Origin of the sequence: Acidovorax sp. 94 (assembly GCF_003634645.1) — a bacterium.
GTDB classification, from domain to species: domain Bacteria; phylum Pseudomonadota; class Gammaproteobacteria; order Burkholderiales; family Burkholderiaceae_C; genus Acidovorax; species Acidovorax facilis.
In genome coordinates this window covers 791,194-805,412 of sequence record NZ_RBJA01000001.1, presented here as the reverse complement: position 1 = coordinate 805,412, position 14,219 = coordinate 791,194, and the positions used below count along the sequence as shown (strand labels likewise).

Annotated in this window: 20 protein-coding genes; all 20 read left to right on the top strand. The window is 64.6% G+C overall.

Annotated features, from left to right (window positions below; translation table 11 throughout):
- Positions 1-62 precede the first annotated feature (62 nt).
- The 20 genes from C8C94_RS03800 to C8C94_RS03710 all read left to right on the top strand — a co-directional run bounded on the left by C8C94_RS03800 (position 63) and on the right by C8C94_RS03710 (position 14,219).
- The gene (locus C8C94_RS03800) at positions 63-953 is read left to right on the top strand and encodes an ExeA family protein (RefSeq protein WP_158603798.1); all 891 of its coding nucleotides are present in this window, start codon (positions 63-65) and stop codon (positions 951-953) included.
- A gap of 9 nt (positions 954-962) precedes the next feature.
- Positions 963-1,121 carry a hypothetical protein gene (locus C8C94_RS25585; protein ID WP_158603797.1) on the top strand — a complete coding sequence of 53 codons (159 nt, stop codon included), beginning with the start codon at positions 963-965 and terminating at the stop codon, positions 1,119-1,121.
- Complete coding sequence (locus C8C94_RS03795; RefSeq protein ID WP_121419776.1) at positions 1,118-1,381, top strand: hypothetical protein; 264 nt, start codon at positions 1,118-1,120, stop codon at positions 1,379-1,381. Before C8C94_RS25585 ends, C8C94_RS03795 begins: the two co-directional genes overlap by 4 nt.
- On the top strand, positions 1,378-1,980 hold the full coding sequence (locus C8C94_RS03790; RefSeq protein WP_121419775.1) for a hypothetical protein: 603 nt from the start codon (positions 1,378-1,380) through the stop codon (positions 1,978-1,980). The genes C8C94_RS03795 and C8C94_RS03790 overlap by 4 nt, the downstream gene beginning before the upstream one ends.
- A complete protein-coding gene (locus C8C94_RS03785) occupies positions 1,977-2,375 on the top strand; it encodes a hypothetical protein (RefSeq protein WP_121419774.1) in 399 nt (132 codons plus the stop codon). Before C8C94_RS03790 ends, C8C94_RS03785 begins: the two co-directional genes overlap by 4 nt.
- A gap of 33 nt (positions 2,376-2,408) precedes the next feature.
- The gene (locus C8C94_RS03780) at positions 2,409-2,930 is read left to right on the top strand and encodes a host-nuclease inhibitor Gam family protein (RefSeq protein ID WP_121419773.1); all 522 of its coding nucleotides are present in this window, start codon (positions 2,409-2,411) and stop codon (positions 2,928-2,930) included.
- Positions 2,931-2,932: 2 nt separating this feature from the next.
- A complete protein-coding gene (locus tag C8C94_RS03775) occupies positions 2,933-3,145 on the top strand; it encodes a hypothetical protein (protein ID WP_121419772.1) in 213 nt (70 codons plus the stop codon).
- 221 nt (positions 3,146-3,366) lie between these two features.
- Positions 3,367-4,260: a recombination-associated protein RdgC gene (locus tag C8C94_RS03770; protein WP_121419771.1), complete on the top strand. Its 894-nt coding sequence runs from the start codon at positions 3,367-3,369 to the stop codon at positions 4,258-4,260.
- Between the two features lie 179 nt (positions 4,261-4,439).
- The gene (locus tag C8C94_RS03765) at positions 4,440-4,787 is read left to right on the top strand and encodes a hypothetical protein (RefSeq protein ID WP_147433224.1); all 348 of its coding nucleotides are present in this window, start codon (positions 4,440-4,442) and stop codon (positions 4,785-4,787) included.
- Positions 4,784-5,029 carry a hypothetical protein gene (locus tag C8C94_RS03760; protein ID WP_121419769.1) on the top strand — a complete coding sequence of 82 codons (246 nt, stop codon included), beginning with the start codon at positions 4,784-4,786 and terminating at the stop codon, positions 5,027-5,029. Before C8C94_RS03765 ends, C8C94_RS03760 begins: the two co-directional genes overlap by 4 nt.
- Before the next feature lie 5 nt (positions 5,030-5,034).
- Positions 5,035-5,466, top strand: coding sequence for a regulatory protein GemA (locus tag C8C94_RS03755; protein ID WP_121419768.1), 432 nt, complete (start codon positions 5,035-5,037; stop codon positions 5,464-5,466).
- Positions 5,445-5,861 carry a Mor transcription activator family protein gene (locus tag C8C94_RS03750; RefSeq protein ID WP_147433223.1) on the top strand — a complete coding sequence of 139 codons (417 nt, stop codon included), beginning with the start codon at positions 5,445-5,447 and terminating at the stop codon, positions 5,859-5,861. Before C8C94_RS03755 ends, C8C94_RS03750 begins: the two co-directional genes overlap by 22 nt.
- 92 nt (positions 5,862-5,953) lie before the next feature.
- Positions 5,954-7,144 (top strand): peptidase, encoded by a 1,191-nt coding sequence (locus tag C8C94_RS03745; RefSeq protein ID WP_121419766.1) that lies wholly within the window; start codon positions 5,954-5,956, stop codon positions 7,142-7,144.
- Positions 7,145-7,174: 30 nt separating this feature from the next.
- Positions 7,175-8,110, top strand: coding sequence for a hypothetical protein (locus C8C94_RS03740; protein WP_121419765.1), 936 nt, complete (start codon positions 7,175-7,177; stop codon positions 8,108-8,110).
- 2 nt (positions 8,111-8,112) lie between these two features.
- Positions 8,113-8,499 carry a hypothetical protein gene (locus tag C8C94_RS03735; RefSeq protein WP_121419764.1) on the top strand — a complete coding sequence of 129 codons (387 nt, stop codon included), beginning with the start codon at positions 8,113-8,115 and terminating at the stop codon, positions 8,497-8,499.
- Positions 8,500-8,505: 6 nt separating this feature from the next.
- A complete protein-coding gene (locus C8C94_RS03730; RefSeq protein ID WP_121419763.1) occupies positions 8,506-8,832 on the top strand; it encodes a capsid cement protein in 327 nt (108 codons plus the stop codon).
- A gap of 11 nt (positions 8,833-8,843) precedes the next feature.
- Positions 8,844-9,350, top strand: a complete 507-nt coding sequence (locus C8C94_RS03725) for a phage protein Gp36 family protein (protein ID WP_158603796.1) — start codon at positions 8,844-8,846, stop codon at positions 9,348-9,350.
- Entirely contained in the window at positions 9,350-9,823 is a 474-nt protein-coding gene (locus C8C94_RS03720) for a hypothetical protein (RefSeq protein ID WP_121419761.1), read from the top strand. The genes C8C94_RS03725 and C8C94_RS03720 overlap by 1 nt, the downstream gene beginning before the upstream one ends.
- Positions 9,824-9,845: 22 nt before the next feature.
- Positions 9,846-10,610 (top strand): hypothetical protein, encoded by a 765-nt coding sequence (locus tag C8C94_RS03715; protein WP_121419760.1) that lies wholly within the window; start codon positions 9,846-9,848, stop codon positions 10,608-10,610.
- An 84-nt stretch (positions 10,611-10,694) separates the two neighbouring features.
- Positions 10,695-14,219 (top strand): tape measure protein, encoded by a 3,525-nt coding sequence (locus C8C94_RS03710; protein WP_121419759.1) that lies wholly within the window; start codon positions 10,695-10,697, stop codon positions 14,217-14,219.

Below are 14,219 nucleotides of genomic sequence, written 5' to 3'. Positions count from 1 at the left end.
TGCACCCCGACGAGGCCGCCCCCGAAGACCCGAAACCAACCGAAACCCCAGAGGAGGAAACGATGTTACTACCCAAGCAAACCTTGAGCGAAGCCGCCCGCAAGCAATACGCCCTGTTCACCAACCCGTTCGACGGCGAGGTGATCAGCGATGCGCAGATGTTCATCAACGGCGAAATCCGCTTTGTGCACGAAACCGCCTGGCAGGCCGCAGTTGGCGGGCGCATGGTGGCCGTCATTGGCGAGAGCGGAGCGGGCAAGACCACCATGCTGGATGACCTGAAGGAAAAGATCGTGCGCGAGCACCGCCCCGTGGTGTGCATTGAGCCCAGCGTGGAGGGCATGGAAGAGACTGACACCAAGGGCAAGAGCATCAAGTCTGCCGAGATCCATGCAGCCATCGTTCTCACGCTGGACGCCAACGCCAGCGTGGCGCAGTCCAGCGAAAAGCGCTCGCGCCAGGTCAAGCGCATGCTGGAAGAGTCGGTGCAATCGGGCCGCTCGCACCTGCTGATCATTGAAGAAGCCCACGCGCTGCCTGTGCCCACACTCAATCACCTCAAGCGCCTGCACGAAAAAATGCGCCTGGGCCGCCGCCCCATGCTGGGCATCTTGCTGGTGGGCCACCCCGAGCTGGAGAAAAAGCTCAACCGCTTTGACGTGCGGGAAGTCATGCAGCGCACCGAGATCGCCCGCCTGCGCCCGCTGGGTGCAGACCTCTCCACCTACCTGCAGCTGCGCGCCAGCGCCGCAGGCCGCAAGCTGGACGAGTTCATCACGCCCGATGGCGTTGACGAGCTGCGCAGCCGTCTCACAGTCAAAGGCCCCGGCCAAGACGCCCCAGTGAGCCTGCTGTACCCGCTCAACGTCAACAACTGGATGGTGGCCGCGCTCAACACGGCCGCCGAGCTGGGTGCGCCGCGCATTGATCGCGACGTCGTCCGCGCTGCGTAAGGGGCAACCATGGCCATCTACCGCATCAAAATCACCATGGCAGACGGCTCCAGGGGCCGCTACACCGGCATCTTTGCCGATGGCATAGAAGCCATCGTGCAAACCCTGGCCGACTTCCCCGAGGCGCGCAGCGTGGCCGCCATGTTCATCCGGAGGGCCGCAGCATGAACCGCGTACCCCGCACCTGCCACGAGCTGGGCGTGTGCAACAGCCGCAAGGGCCTGGGCTGCACCCGCCATCACGACACCGAGAGTCTGCCGCCCGGCGGCTACTACTTTGCACCCGGCGCAATCGAAAGCGGCCCGCACCGCCGCAAGCGCCTGGCTGGCTGGCAGCGCCTGGTGCTGGACATTGCCGCGTGCCTGGCCGTGGCGGGGCTGATCGGCTTTGCCGCTGGGGTATTGCAGGCGAAAGGCTGGCCGCTGTGAGCGCTGACCTGTCCTGCCCCGTCTGCGGTGCCGAGTTCGACCTGGCCGTGCTGTTCAAGAGCGAAGAAAGCCGCAAAACCTTTGAGCGCCTGACCGCCAGCTGCTCACCCTTGGGGGACCGTCTGGCGCAATACGCCGCGCTGGCCAAGCCCCCCAAGCACAAGCTCGGTACAGATAAGTCCCTGCGCATCATCAAAACGATGCTGCCAGACATCGAGCGCGGCGCCATCACCTGGAAGGGCCGCGATTGGGCCGCCCCGCTGAGCGCCTGGGCGCAGGCCATCGACCAGATGCTTGCCCAGCGTGACGCGGGTCGCCTGGAGCTGCCCATGAAGGGCCACGGCTACCTGTACGCCATCCTGGCGGGCATGGCCGACAGGTTCGAAGGCCAAGCCGAGCAGCAGCGCGAGCAAGAGCTGCGCACCGGACCCCGCGCCGCCACCGTCAACGGCCCGGCCAGTGTGGCCGATCTGGTGCAGGCACCTGCGCTCAACCCCGAACCCCGGCCAGCGCGTGCCGCACCGGCTCCCGCTGGGCCGTCTCCTTTGGTTCGCGCCATGCGCGAGCAAATCGCAAAAAAGAAAGGCACCACGCCATGAACGACATCCTCACCCGCCGCGCACTCAACGACTTCATCGTGGGCCACCTGGCCAACGCCGCTCGCCCACTCAGCCTGGCCGAGGTGTTTGTAGATGTGTACCCCGGCCAGCGGGCCAGCGCCAGCGCATTGCTGGCCCTGCGCAAGCGCCTCGCGTATCTGGCCGCCGAAGGCCGGCTGGTGACCGAGGGCTACGGCGACGGTCGCCGCTTCAGCGCACTGACCGACGCCCAGCGCGCCGAACTGGCCGCGCAGGAGGCCACGCTCGAAGCGCCTTTGGCCCAGCCGCGCCGCGTCAACGTGATGTCCGGCAGCTACGTCCCCGCACGCGGCCCAGCGCTGCGCGCTGGCGCCATGGACTTCCGCGCTTGCCCCAGCGTGGGCTACCGCTGCTGACCGATCCTCCATCCACCTCAACAGGAAAACACCATGGCAACCCGCATCAAATCAAAAACCATGGCCGCAGTGCCGCAAAGTAAGAACGACTGCGCCGAATCCATCCGCACCATCGGCGACCTGCAACGCGAGTTCGAGCGCGAGCGCGCCGCCATGAACGATGCCATCGCCGCCATCACCCAAAAGCACCAGCCAGCGCTGGCCGACCTGACACAGCGCATAGAAGCCTTGCAAGCCGGTGTGCAGGCCTGGTGCGAAGCTCACCGCGTGGAGCTTTGCGGCGAGGCCGACAAATTGGGCAAGACCGCCAACCTGGTCACCGGCGAGGTGAGCTGGCGCCAGCGCCCGCCCAGTGTCTCCATCCGTGGTGTTGACACCGTGCTCGACACGCTGCTGCGCATGGGGTTGGGCCGCTTTGTGCGAGTGAAGAACGAGCCCAACAAGGAGGCCATGCTGAATGAACCCGAGGCCGTGCGCGGCATCGCGGGCATCAGCATCGTGACCGGGGTTGAAGACTTCATCGTGACGCCATTCGAGGCAACTGCCGAGGTGTGAGCATGGGCACGATCCAATCACGCAAGATGGCCGTCAACTTCCTGAACGCAGTGCAGCGCCCCGGCTGTCGCACCTGCCAGCACAGCCAGCAGGTGTATGTGGACCGCATGCCGCCATATGACAACGCCGGCATGGAGTGCACGCGCTACGGGTTCAAGGTGACGGCCATGGCAATTTGCAGCCAGCACTTGCCTGCCAGAGCTGGCACCCCTTGAAATCCACACGCGCAGCCGGCCGCCTTGGGGCGCGTAGGCCGGTGTGGCAAGCGGTGTGTGCCACGGCCTCTCCACGGGCCGCAACTGCCGCAGGTATCGAGTGCCACCGTGCTGATGCTCATACCCATCAACACGGCACCTCCTCCCCGCAAGGGGCTGGCGCGGCGATACCCGGTTTCCGGTGTCCGACAACACCGGTTCTTTTTCACCTGGAGCAAGACATGTTCGCAAACCTCATCATCTATCGCATCGCCCCGCAGTGGTCCGCAACCCTTGACCAGGTCGAGCAAGCGCTTGCCAAGGCGCCCTTTGCCGAGTGCGGCGCCACACAAGAGAAGTCGGCGGGCTGGGTTCCGCCTCGTGGCGAGGCGCATGGCGCACTGGCTGAGGCCGTGGGCGGGCAATGGATGCTGCGGTTCATGGCCGAAACCAAGGTGCTGCCAGGCAGCGCCCTGGCCCGCAAGGTCAAGGAGAAGGCCGCACGCATTGAGCAGGAAACCGGCCGCAAGCCAGGCAAGAAGGAAACCAAGGAGCTGAAGGATGAAACCCGCTTGGACCTGCTGCCCATGGCCCTGACCAAGCAGGCCTCTATGTGGGTGTGGATTGACCCGGCCGCGCGCCTGCTGGTGCTGGACACTTCCAGCCAGGGCCGTGCGGATGAGGTGGTCACCCTGCTGGTCGAAGCGCTGCCCGGTTTGTCGGTGTCATTGCTCCACACCCAGACCAGCCCCCAGGCAGCCATGGCCCACTGGCTCAAGGAACAAGAGCCGCCCGTGGGCTTCACGGTGGACCGCGAGTGCGAGCTCAAGAGTGCCGACGAGTCCAAGGCCGTGGTGCGCTATGCCCGCCACCCGCTGGACATTGAGGAGGTGCAAGCACACATCGACGCGGGCAAGCTGCCCACACGCCTGGCGCTGACCTGGGATGACCGCGTGTCGTTTGTGCTCACCAGCGAGCTGCAGTTGCGCAAGGTGCAGTTCCTCGACACCGTTTTCGAAGGCACGAAGGCCGACGACGGTGGGTTTGATGCTGATGTGGCCATTGCCACGGGCGAGCTGGTGAAGCTGATCCCTGACGTGGCCGAAGCGCTTGGCGGCGAAACGGGGGGGCAATGATGGATTGCCTTGCCTCTGTGGATCGATTGGGAGCGGGTTGCAGCCCCTCAAACATGCCGGTTGGTACCAGCGCTAGCGCTGAGGGTTCCAAGCGCTTGTATGGGCCGGATTGCGCTCCGCCCGATTTGCTGCATTTTTTGCGTGAGAGCCCGCTGGGCGCCGCAACGCGCGCCCTGGGCATGGCACACGGCACAGTGCACCGGCTTCGCCATGGCTATTGGCCCAGCGACCCGCGCAAGATCATGCAGGCCTGGAGCCGCTACAAGGGCCGCCGCAGCATCGTCGCGTCGTCCTGGTTCATCCGCCGCGTGCGCCCAGGCGGCACAGTGCGACACGCAGGGCAGGATTTCACAGCGCCCCGCCTGGCAGCGCGCACAGGGCAAATGCTGGCGGTGGCGCGGTCCACTGAAGGGGGGTTGATTGCGCAGACGCTGGAGCTGCCCGCAGAACGCATACCCCTGGTGCCGCTTGCAGAGATGCAACCAGCCGCCGCACCCGCAATACAACCTGCACAAGCCCAACCATGAAAATCCCCGCCTTCTATCTCTCTACCCTGGCCGCGTTCTTCGGGATGCTCGGCGCCTTGCTGTTGGCAATGCCTGCGTACCCTGGTTGGGGGTTCGGCGCGTTCCTGGTCAGCAATGTGGGCTGGCTCACGGTGAGCGCCTGGCAACGCCAGTGGCCGCTGCATGTGCAGCAATGGGTGTTCCTTGCCTGCAGCTTGCTCGGGCTCTGGAACTGGTGGCTTAGCCCGCTGCTCTTGGGCTGATCGCCATGGCAAACCACATCGCAGCCATCCACGTTATCAAGTCCAAGCTGCGGCTCTCGGACGACGACTACCGCGCGCTGCTCAAGAGCCTGACCCAAAAGACGAGCAGCAAGGACCTGACGGACAAGGAGCGCCAGGCCGTGCGCGACCACATGCAGAACCTGGCCGAACGTTCGGGCGTGGCAAAACCGCTGCGCCGCCGCACGACCGGCCGCACGTTCGCTCAGGCCAAAGCCGAAGCAAGCCCCCGAGAGCGCAAGGTGTGGGCGCTGTGGCACCAGCTGCACCGCGACGGCCTTGTCCACGACACCAGCCCCGCCGCCCTCAACGCCTGGGTGGCCCGCACGGTGCATGTGAGTGCACTGGCGTTTGCCAATGCGGCCCAGCTCGACACGCTGATCGAAGCGCTCAAGGCGTGGCAGCACAGGGGGGCGTGATGCTGGACGCTGCGCAACTCGCACCACTGCATCAGCAGCTCGACGCGGGCTACCCCGAGAACCTGCGCACGGTGGCGGAGTGGCTGTTTGTGCAGCTGGTGGAGGATGAAGAAGTTGCTCCCACGCCCGAACGTCAGCACAAGCTGGCCACGCTCGCCCTGCGCCAGACGGAGCGGCTCAGCGCGGAGGAAGGCGGGCGAAACTTCTACCTGGGCAAGGGCCTGCGGTACCGTGCGAGTCTCAGAGACCGTGAGATGTACGAGCGCTTCAATGGCCGCAACTACAACGAGCTGGCCCGTGAGTACCATCTCACTCCGACCCGCGTGCGCCAGATCATGGACGCCATGCACCAAGACGACATCAGCCGCCGCCAGGGCCGCCTGATCCTGGAATAACCCAAGCCCCTCACGCGCGCGAGGCGCGGGCGCAGAAAACGTTCAAGCGCTTGATTTAGCCACCAGGGGCAGGCCGCGCGACAGTGCGGTCCATGCCTCAAGCCGCCGCCCCAGCTCCCAAGCCTCTGCACATCTTCAAACCCGGCCAGTGGACCACTGCTGCGGGCGAAGTCATTGAGTTCAGTCAGGCTGACCTGCAGGCCACTGCCCGGGCCTACGACCCCAAGAAATCCAAGGCTCCACTGGTGGTGGGGCACCCCAAGGTTGACCACCCCGCCAAGGGTTGGACCGTTGCCTTGTCTGCTACCGAACGCGGCCTCTTTGCTGCTGCCGACAAGGTTGACCCCGAGTTTGCCGAGAGCGTGCGCGCTGGCAGCTACGGCACCGTGTCGGCCAAGTTCTACCGCCCCACAGACGCCAACAACCCTGTGCCCGGCGTTTGGTATCTGCGCCACATCGGCTTTCTGGGTGCGCAGCCACCCGGCGTGAAGGGCTTGGACGATCCCGAGTTTGCCGAGAGCGACGACGGCTGCGTGTGCTTCCAAGAAGGCGTGGCCTTTGGCGAGTGGGACGCCATGACCTCCGCCAACCTCTGGCGCAACTTGCGCGACTGGATGGTGAGCAAGTTCGGCCTGGAAGAGGCCGACAAGGCGCTTCCCAACTACGACGTGCGCGCACTGGAGCTGGGCGCCGCTGAAAACATCAACGAAGCCCGCAGCGCTGCAGGCGCACCGGCAGCGTTTTCCGAACGCGCCCCAGCTGCGCCAGCCGCAACCCCTCAACCACCAAAGGAGTCCGCAGTGACTGAAGAAGAAGCCGCGCGTCTGCGCAAGGAAAACGAAGACAAGGATCGTGAGATTGCCGCGCTCAAAGCCGCTGACGCCGAACGCAAGAACGCTTCCGTACTGGCCGACAACGTGGCGTTCGCCGAGTCAATGGCGGCCGAAGCCCGCATCCCGGTCGCGCTGACGGGCCAAGTGGCCGCCATTGGCGCCCAACTGCAGGCCACACCCGACGTCGAGTTCGGCGAAGGCGATGCCAAGAAGCCCTTGCATGAGTCGTTCCGCGACTTTGTGCGGGCGCTGCCCAAGCAGGTGGAGTTTGGCGAACAGGCTTCGCGCGAACGCGCTGCAGGCGCCGCTGCCACCGATGAAACACCGGTGGAGTTCGCCGAAGGCGCGGACCCTGAGCGCGTTGCACAAGACAAGCGCATCCGAGCCTATGCGAAGGACCACAAGGTGGACTACGCCACAGCGGCCCACGCAGTGATGCGCGCCAAGTAAATCGACCCCATAACTCTAGGAGAAACATTCATGGGACGTTTGAGCAAATTGCGCGTGGTGGACCCGGTCCTGAGCGCGCTGGCCATTGGCTACAGCAACGCCGCTTTTGTGGGCGACCAGCTGCTGCCTTTTGTGACCGTGGACAAGGAAGGCGGCAAGATTCCGCGTTTCGGCAAAGACGCCTTCAAGGTCTACGCCACTGAGCGTGCGCTGCGCGCCAAGTCCAACCGGATCAATCCAGATGACGTCGATAGCATCGACATCAGCCTGGAAGAGCACGATCTGGAATTCCCCATCGACTACCGCGAAGACGCCGAGTCCGCGTTTCCGCTGCAGGCCCACGCAACCAATCGTGTGGTGGAGGGCATTCGTCTGCGCCATGAGGCCATGGTGGCCGGCATGACGCAAAACCCTGCCAACTATCCGGTGGGCAATAAGGTTGCGCTGTCTGGTAGCGATGTCTTCAGCGACCCTTTGAGCGACCCGGAAGGTGTGGTGGACGACGCCAAAGCCGCCGTGCGCAACAAGATCGTGAAAGAGCCGAACACCATGGTCATCGGGTACTCGGCCTGGCGCGTCATGAAGCGCCACCCGGCACTCAAGGCCATTCTGAGCGACACGCGATCGCGCCTGGTGCAACTGGCGGACCTGCGCGAGATCTTCGAGATCGAAAACATCGTCGTGGGTAAAGGCATCTACACCACCGATGCGGGCGTGGTCACCGATCTGTGGGGTGGCAACCTGGTGCTGGCCTACGTACCCACGGCCGCGCCCTCTGTGGCTGGCGATGCCCCCGTGCGGTCGGCCTACGAGCCCAGCTTTGGCTACACCCTTCGCAAGAAGGGCAACCCGGTGGTGGACACCCGCTCCGAAGACGGCAAGCTGGAAATCATCCGCAACACAGACATCTTCCGCCCCTACATGCTGGGTGCCGAGGCTGGCTACGTGGTGACGGGAGCGGCTTGATCATGGCGAAGGCAACACCTCAATCGAAGGGCGCCACCAATGCTAAGGCTGGTGCGCCAGCACAAGAGCAGAAGCCAACCATTACCGCTGCCACTGATGCGCTGGCCTCGACGGGCGCCGCGACGGGCCTGGAGACGAAAAACCAGACCGGCGCGGCTGACACAGCAGGGACCGCAGAAGGTGCATCTACGGCGCAAGCGCTCGTAGCGCCAGCAGCGCCTACCGCTCGGCCAGATCCGAAGGCCACGCACAGCTACGGCGTGGGCTCGGTGCCCATCCGGCACAACGGCACCTTCTACGGTGTCGGCTACGAGGTCCAGCTCACCCAGGCCCAGGCTGATCGCCTTGGCAACCTGGTCACGCTGATTCCCGCAACTCCCGAGGAATAAGCAACCATGAAGACTGAAAAAATCTTGATGGCCACCACTGTGTTGGCCACCAGCGCCCTGGCGCGCTTTCGCTTCGCTAACTTTGCTGGCGCAACCGCCGCCGCAGCTGACGCAACGCTCGGCGTGCCTGTGTCCAACTTCGACATCGGCGAGCAGGCCAGCGTGGCCACCCATGGCGAAATGTTGGTGGAAGCAGGTGCGGCAGTGGCGGTGGGAGCGCAGGTGCAAAGCGACGCCACAGGCCGCGCCATCACGCTCGCTGCAGGTGTAGCCAGTGGCCGCGCCCGAGACGCTGCGGCCGCTGCTGGCGACTTCATCCGCGTGCTGCGCTGACTGGTGCCGTTGTGTCTGCCTACGCCACATTGACCGACCTGGCTAACGCTGCCACTGATGGCTGGCGCGAGCTGGCCCAGCGCGGCGCCCCTGAGGCCGTGCTCGACAGCGCACTGCTGGCGGTTGCTGCCGCCGGGGGCGACACCAGCGCTTGGCCAGCGGACGATGTGACGGTGGCCACAACAGCACTGGCCCGGCTGCAAGACGCCCTGGAGCGTGCCAGCAAGCATGCCGACACGTACCTGTTCCCGCGCTACCGGGCGCAGATGCCTTTGCCTGTGGACATGGTGCAGGGCAGCAGCTTGCCTGCCGCCGTGGCTGCTATCGCGCTCAAGCGCCTTTACGGCTCGTCGGTGCCCGAGGAGCTGCGACGCGGTGCGGCTTGGGCTGACCAGTACCTGGCAGACCTGAACAAGGGAGTTGTGAGCCTCGGGGGCACCGACACCGAGGTGGCGCAACCCGCTGGGCACATGGTCACCCGCGCGCCGAGCAGCGCGTTCGACTGGGGGCGGTACTGATGGCCACCGTAGCCGCACCGCTGGCACCTCATCCCAACAACTTTATGGAGCCCGAGGCGCACATCGTGGCCCGGCTAAAGGATGCGTTTGCCGACCGCAAACCAGCAGTGCATGTACTGACCAAATCCGACTTGGCAGGCATCAAGGAAGAGCTGCAGCCAACCCCTGCGGTGCATGTGATCTGGAATGGCTTTCGGGTGCTGGAGTCGCGTTTTGACGGCAAGTCGGCGCGTTTGGATCACACCTGGCTTGTTGTGTCGGCAGTCAAGAACGTGCGCACGATCAAGAGCGGTGAAGCCGCGCGGTCAGAAGCTGGGGAGCTGGCAGCCCTTGCTGGCGCGGCGCTGATGGGGTTTCGCCCACCAAACGTGGCGGGACCGATGCGCCTGGCACCTGCGCCCGGCGCTGGCCACAGCGGTGGGTTTATGTATCTGCCGCTCGCCTTCCTGGTCGAGTCGGTTTTTCAAGGCTGAATCATTTTTTATAGGAGCCACCATGGCCATCGAAGTCATCAAGCAGATCTACAAGCCCAGCATGACTGTGGGGCAACTCTACGCGCGCGCCTACGGATCAACGGCGCTTCATATGCCTGTGGGCAACGTTCTTGAGCTGAGCCTGGAGCACTCCGAGGACGTGCAGACCCAAGAGGACATGACGCGGCTTGGCGGCGGCACTCACGCCGAGGTGCGCCGCGTCAAGGAAGTGAAGATGAAGGCGAAGATCGCCGATCTGAATGTCGTCAACCTCGCTCGTGCTGTTCTGGGCACGGTGGAGTCCATCGACGCCGGTGATGTGGCCGACGAGCCTTATGTCGCCACTCTGGGCGGCTTGCTCCCGCTGACCCACATCAGCCCGACCGCCTTTGTTCTGAAGAAGGGTGCGACTGCTGGCGCCGCCACACCGGTAGCGATGGCTGGCAACTTTGAAGTGCGGCCTGAGGGCGTTTTGCTGCTGCCAGAGGCCGTAGGAGTTGCTAACTCTGATCTGCTGTGGGCCAGCTACAGCTATGGCGCCTACGCAGCAATTGAGGCTCTGACCACCAAGGCGCCGGAACTTGATCTGCTCTTTGGCGGCTTGAATGAGGCAGATGGCGGCAACCCGGCTGTGACCAACATTTTCCGCGCCAGCCAGGGCGTTACCAAGAGCCTCACGCTCATTGGCAAGGGCTTCAACGCCCTGGACGTTGAAGGCACGGTGCTGCTGGACCCGACCAAGACAGGCACGGGCATCAGCCGCTACTACCGCACTCGCATGGGCTGATCGCACACCACGGCGCACCCGGGCCGCCCGCCGCACGACCTGGCGGCGCGCGGCCCTTCTTCTTCCTAAATCCCGTACCTTCACATGTCTAACGAAAACCAGCTCGACTACACAGTCCGCGTCAGGGACGAAGGGCTGGACAAATTCGGCAAGACGCTGGGCACCGTAGAGGACGCCACGACAGACCTGGGTGCCGCATCCACCACCGCTGGTGCCAGCGTACAGAAGCTTGGCACCGCTGCGAGCGGGGCCGGGGATGAAATTGCGGACCTGACCAAAGCGGTAGACGACAAGACAAAGGCCATCAAAGCCGGGCTGCAGGTTGAACAGTCCGAGATCGAGCTGCAGCGCCAGCACTTGGCAGCCAGCCAGGCCGACCAGGAAGCCCGGCTGCGCTCCGCCCAGGCAAAGGGCGATGAGACAGCAGCCACCCGCGCCCAGAATGCGCTGGCCCAGATTGAAGCCGATCAGCTCAACCTGGTAGCCCGCCTCAAGCGGGCCGAGGCCACCGCTATCCAGCAAGCCACGGCCGCACGCCGTGAGGAATTGGCCGCCATTGGGCCGCTGACTGCTGCCCAGGCCAAGGAGCTGCAGGCGGCAGAGAACCACGCCAAAGCCCTGCGGGTAGAGGCGGCAGCAGCAGACCAGGCCGCGCAACGCGCCGGGGCACTGGGTACCGCCAAACGCAACAGCGCGGGCGCTACAGACCAGCTCAGCGCGCGCGTCACGAACCTCACCGGCCTGCTGGGGCAGATGGCGGGCGCATTGGGCGTCGCCTTTTCGTTCCGCGAACTGGTCACTGCAGCTGCCCAGATGGAGCAGTTGCGCAGCGGGTTGACCGCTGTGACGGGCGATGCAACCAAGGCAGGTAAAGAGCTGGAGTTTGTTCGCACCGTGGCATCGCGCATTGGTGCGGACGTCAACGAGGTGGGGCGTGCGTTCCTGAGCCTTTCGGCGGCTACGAAGGGCACTGCGGTAGAGGGCGAGCCTACCCGCCAAGTGTTCGAGGCCGTGGCTACGGCCATGGGGAAAGCGGGCAAATCCAGTGCTGAGACGAGCAACGCTTTGCAGGCACTGGCTCAGATGGCCAGCAAGGGCACCGTCCAGAGTGAAGAGCTGCGCGGCCAGCTCGGAGAGGCGCTCCCGGGTGCGTTGAACGCCGCTGCCAAGGGCATGGGCATCACGACCGCCGAGCTCATGAAGCTGGTCGAAGAGGGCAAGATCGCAGCCAGCGATATCTTCCCGGCCCTGACCAAGGGCCTGAATGAGCTGTATGGAAGCGCTCCAGCCGCTCAGACGCTGACTCAGGAGATCACCAATATCAAGAACGCCGTCACCGACATGGCGGCGAATATTGGGGATGCGGGCGGCTTGTCTGCCCTCAAGGTTGCAGCTGAGATTGCGCAAGGCGCCATCGTGGGCTTGGACGTAAGCCTTGTTGCGGCTGGAAAGAGTATTGGGGTAGTCCTGGCGGCTATTGCGAACTGGGACTTTTCGGGCTTGAAACAAGCTTTCGCGGACATTGAGAAGGAAGCCAACGACAAGATTCTGAAAGCAGCGCAGCACAACGAAACCCTGCGCAACTCCCTGAAGAACAGCGGCGACCAGGCAATCATCACCGCCCTGGCCCAGCAAGAGCTGGCCAACAAGACCGGTGCGATGAGCGCCGCCGCCCTGGCCGGTGCCAGCGACTTCGTGAAGCTGCAAAACGGCTATCGCATCGTGCGCGAGTCCATCGTTGAACAAATCACCGCCCAGGAAAAGAGCGTGATCGCGCGAGATGCAGAGGGCAAAGCCGCCGTGGCGCTGGCCGCCGCCTTTGGCACCGAGACCGAGCAGCGCCAGGCCCAGGCGGCAGCGGCTGCTGCCAGTGCGGCCGAGCTGGAGCGGCTCGCAGCCCTCAAGCTGCAAGAGCTGGCCACCATGCAGGCCGAGCTGAAAGCGCTGCAGGATGAAGTCGCGCAGCGCGGGCTGGCAGACGAGGCCAAGTCCAAGCAAATGGCCGAGCTGGAAAAGGCGATCGCCCTGCGCCAGCAGGAAACCGATAAGGCCGTGGCCCAGGCAGGCGCCAGCCGCATGGTGGCAGTGCAGGCACGCGCCGAGGCCGAGGCGGTGCAGGACAACAGTGGCCGGGTGGACGAACTGCGGGAGGCCTATGAAAAGGCCCAGGCTGCCCTGGAGCGCGTGAGGGCAGCGAAAGAGGCAGGCCTGGCAACCACCGCAGCGCTCAAAGACGCAGAAAACGAAGCGGGCCGCGCCGCGCTGCTCTACCGTGATGCCGTCTCGGACCAAGTGAAGGCTATCCAGTCCAAGGCCAACGCACAGCAAGCTGCCCTCAGCCTGGAGCAAGCCGGGGTACAGCTTGCCATCGCGCAGCAACGGGCCATCTTTGAGGTGGCAAGGGCCAAGGGCGATGAAGTGGGGGCGATGCGCGCCGCAAATGAGATTCGCAAGCTGGAGATCCAGCTACTGCAACTCACGGCCCAGGCCAAGCGCGCAGAGGCTCAGTCGGCACTCGCAACCGTGGCAGCGAAGCGCGCAGAGCTTGAAGCCAACGGTCAGCTGGTCGGGGCCAAGCGGCTAGAGATGGATGCTGCTCAAAAGTCTGCCGAGGTCAAGGTCAAGGAGGCCGAAATCGCGGAAGTGACGGCCAAGAAGATGAAAGACCTGGCCGATGTGCACATCCAGCTGGGTAGGGATGCTGGGAGCGCAGTGAAGGGCATCGACGATGTCACCAGGGCGCTGGGGCGGCAAGCGGGCGCGGCAGACGGTGCAGGCCGCTCCATGCAACGGCTGCGAAACACTCCCAGCGGTGGCGGTGGCGGGGGTAGCGGTGGCGGTGGTTTGGGTGAAGGGGCACCTGGCACCCCACAGAGCGATGAGTACGAGAGAAAGGCGCAAGAGGCAGAGGCAGCCGGGCAGCACTTGGCAGCCGCGAACTTCCGGCGCATGGCTGAGCGCGAGCGCCATATTGCCGAAGGGCAGCAGAAATCCCGAGATATCCGGTATGCCGCAGTGAACGAAACGGACATCAATCAACAGATCGTCCAGCGGTACGGAGAAGAAGCACTAAACGACCCAGAAACACGCAAGGCATGGGAGTTGCGCTTGCAGTTGCAGGCCTACCAGAAGAACTACGGGGGGCCTCGATCCGCTCAAAGTCTTCTGGAGCAAAGAAACATCGCAGCCGAACTGGAGCGTGTAGAGCGCGAAATTGAGGCCAAGCGTGTGGCCCGGGAGAAGGAACGCGAGCGAGAGCGCAAGGCCAAAGAAAAGGGCGAATCCAGCTCAGACAGCCCGTCTGGCTCCCCAAGTGATAGTGGCTCTGACAGAGGACCCCGCTCTTCGGGCGTTCGCTCTCCAGGTGGCAGTAGCGACAACGCCGGAATCGCACCAGGCTATCAGGGCCTGGGCGACAGCAGCGGTTCGGGCTCTGGGGGCGGCGGCAACGGTGTCGGCGTCAGCCCAGATGGCCCGACCTTCATCAGCAACGTCACGATTCCCGGCCTTGGCAGCGCCCAGTTCGAGTTCCCCGACTCGGCGAGCCAGCAAAGGGGCACGGACCTGCTCAGGCGGCTGGCCGCAGCTAAACGCACGGCAAACCGGTAG

Excerpts from the sequence above, each read along its gene's own strand:
- C8C94_RS03800 (WP_158603798.1), top strand. The coding sequence starts at position 63 with ATGTTACTACCCAAGCAAACCTTGAGCGAAGCCGCCCGCAAGCAATAC.
- C8C94_RS25585 (WP_158603797.1), top strand. The coding sequence starts at position 963 with ATGGCCATCTACCGCATCAAAATCACCATGGCAGACGGCTCCAGGGGC.
- C8C94_RS03795 (WP_121419776.1), top strand. The coding sequence starts at position 1,118 with ATGAACCGCGTACCCCGCACCTGCCACGAGCTGGGCGTGTGCAACAGC.
- C8C94_RS03785 (WP_121419774.1), top strand. The coding sequence starts at position 1,977 with ATGAACGACATCCTCACCCGCCGCGCACTCAACGACTTCATCGTGGGC.
- C8C94_RS03780 (WP_121419773.1), top strand. The coding sequence starts at position 2,409 with ATGGCAACCCGCATCAAATCAAAAACCATGGCCGCAGTGCCGCAAAGT.
- C8C94_RS03775 (WP_121419772.1), top strand. The coding sequence starts at position 2,933 with ATGGGCACGATCCAATCACGCAAGATGGCCGTCAACTTCCTGAACGCA.
- C8C94_RS03770 (WP_121419771.1), top strand. The coding sequence starts at position 3,367 with ATGTTCGCAAACCTCATCATCTATCGCATCGCCCCGCAGTGGTCCGCA.
- C8C94_RS03765 (WP_147433224.1), top strand. The coding sequence starts at position 4,440 with ATGGCACACGGCACAGTGCACCGGCTTCGCCATGGCTATTGGCCCAGC.
- C8C94_RS03760 (WP_121419769.1), top strand. The coding sequence starts at position 4,784 with ATGAAAATCCCCGCCTTCTATCTCTCTACCCTGGCCGCGTTCTTCGGG.
- C8C94_RS03755 (WP_121419768.1), top strand. The coding sequence starts at position 5,035 with ATGGCAAACCACATCGCAGCCATCCACGTTATCAAGTCCAAGCTGCGG.
- C8C94_RS03745 (WP_121419766.1), top strand. The coding sequence starts at position 5,954 with ATGCCTCAAGCCGCCGCCCCAGCTCCCAAGCCTCTGCACATCTTCAAA.
- C8C94_RS03740 (WP_121419765.1), top strand. The coding sequence starts at position 7,175 with ATGGGACGTTTGAGCAAATTGCGCGTGGTGGACCCGGTCCTGAGCGCG.
- C8C94_RS03735 (WP_121419764.1), top strand. The coding sequence starts at position 8,113 with ATGGCGAAGGCAACACCTCAATCGAAGGGCGCCACCAATGCTAAGGCT.
- C8C94_RS03730 (WP_121419763.1), top strand. The coding sequence starts at position 8,506 with ATGAAGACTGAAAAAATCTTGATGGCCACCACTGTGTTGGCCACCAGC.
- C8C94_RS03720 (WP_121419761.1), top strand. The coding sequence starts at position 9,350 with ATGGCCACCGTAGCCGCACCGCTGGCACCTCATCCCAACAACTTTATG.
- C8C94_RS03715 (WP_121419760.1), top strand. The coding sequence starts at position 9,846 with ATGGCCATCGAAGTCATCAAGCAGATCTACAAGCCCAGCATGACTGTG.
- C8C94_RS03710 (WP_121419759.1), top strand. The coding sequence starts at position 10,695 with ATGTCTAACGAAAACCAGCTCGACTACACAGTCCGCGTCAGGGACGAA.